The sequence below is a fragment of the Rudaea sp. genome (genome assembly GCF_036383415.1).
Classification (GTDB): Bacteria; Pseudomonadota; Gammaproteobacteria; order Xanthomonadales; family Rhodanobacteraceae; genus Rudaea.
Map to the genome: position 1 here is coordinate 1 of NZ_DASVOK010000376.1, position 1,552 is coordinate 1,552.

Below are 1,552 nucleotides of genomic sequence, written 5' to 3' on the forward strand. Positions count from 1 at the left end.
ATCGCCGTGCTGCTGGTCCAGCTCGATCCCGAAGTGGCGGCCGAAGTGCTGCACTCGCTGCCGAACGAGGTCCAGCCCGAGGTGGTGCACCGCATCGCCACGCTGGGCCCGGTCTCGCCCGAGGCGATCCAGATGCTCGAAGAGCTGATGCACCGCAAGATCGGCGAGCGCCACGGCCAGGCCGCGCTGTCGATCGGCGGCGCCAAGGAAGCCGCGGACATCATCAACAACGCCGGCAAGGCGATGGAAAAGCGGGTGATGACCGAGATCACCAAGCTCGACAAGCAGCTCGCCAAGGACATCGAGAACGAGATGTTCAAGTTCGAGCACCTGTTCGTCCTGCCGCCGCAGGCGATGGGCTCGCTGCTGCGCGAGGTCGACAACGACTCCCTGATCGATGCGCTCAAGGGCATCGCCGAAAACGAGCGCGACGTGTTCTTCGCCGCCATGTCGAGCCGTGCGGCCGACGGCGTCAAGGACGAGATCGCGGCGCGCGGCCGGACCAAGCTGGCCGACGTGGTCGCCGCGCAGAAGGCGATCGTCGCCGTGGCGCGCCGCCTCTCGAACGAGGGCGTGATCGTGTTCGGCGTCGGTGGCGGCGGCGACGACGAATATGTCTGACATGGGCTTTACCCGGCGCCTCCCGTTCGAGGCGCTGTCCGCGGCCGGCGGCTTCCGCAGCGACGCGCGTTTCGCCGCGCCCGGCAGTCCGCCTACGGCCGAACCGACACCCGCCCCGGAGCTCGAGCCCGAGGATCCGCTGACGCTCGCCTTCACCGAAGGCTTTGCCGCGGGTGTCGCCGAGGCTCAGGCCCAGGCACAGCAACAGGCGCTGGAAGATGCGGCTGCGCGCGAAGGACTGGCGCTGTCCTTTGCCAAGCTCGACCGCGATCTCGAGGAAGAACTGCGCCAGCGGCTGCGCGACACCGTCGCCGCGCTGTGCGAATCCGCAATTGCGCCGCTGGCGCTCGACGAGGACGCGCTGCTGCGCCGGGTCGAGCGTGCCGTGTCGCTGCTCGCGCGCGCGGACGACGAACGCGTCATCCGGCTCCATCCCGACGACATCACCCTTCTTTCGGAACGGTTCGCTGCCGACTGGCAGGTCGTGCCCGACCCCCTGCTCGAACGCGGCGCGCTTCGCGTCGAGTCGGCGAATGGCGGGGTTGAGGACGGTCCCGATCTCTGGCGGCGCGAAATCGCGGAAGCGCTGCGCCAATGTTGAGGCTGGATAAGTGCTGAACCTTATCGATCCCGTACTGCGCGATCTTGCCGCCAGCCCGATCAACCTCGCGCCGCGGCGCTATGGCCTGGTCGCGGCCTGCGACGGCGGCCTGCTCGAAGTCAGCGGATTGTCGGTGCCGGTGGGCTCGCTGTGCCGCGTGCTCCAGGGCTCGGTCGAAACGCTGTCCGCCGAAGTCATCGGCTTCCGCAACGGCCGTACCCTGATGATGCTGCTCGGCGATTCCGTGCTGCTGCGCCCCGGCGCGCGCGTCCGGCCCGAAGGCCGGCCCGGCATGCTCGCCGTCGGCGACGAATTCCTCGGCCGCGCGGT

At 69.1% G+C, this 1,552-nt stretch carries 2 protein-coding genes and 1 pseudogene; all 3 read left to right on the top strand.

The window, feature by feature from the left end; all coding sequences use genetic code 11:
• Window positions 1–621: FliG C-terminal domain-containing protein (locus VF497_RS13860; RefSeq protein WP_330889695.1), on the top strand; the 621-nt coding region annotated here is incomplete at its 5' end.
• Window positions 614–1,222, top strand: coding sequence for a FliH/SctL family protein (locus tag VF497_RS13865; RefSeq protein ID WP_330889697.1), 609 nt, complete (start codon window positions 614–616; stop codon window positions 1,220–1,222). The genes VF497_RS13860 and VF497_RS13865, both read left to right, overlap by 8 nt.
• 10 nt (window positions 1,223–1,232) lie before the next feature.
• A pseudogene (locus VF497_RS13870) lies at window positions 1,233–1,552 on the top strand (flagellum-specific ATP synthase FliI); the annotation flags it as partial.

What these genes read in the sequence shown, in the direction of transcription:
- VF497_RS13865 (WP_330889697.1), top strand. Translation starts at nt 614, where the DNA reads ATGTCTGACATGGGCTTTACCCGGCGCCTCCCGTTCGAGGCGCTGTCC.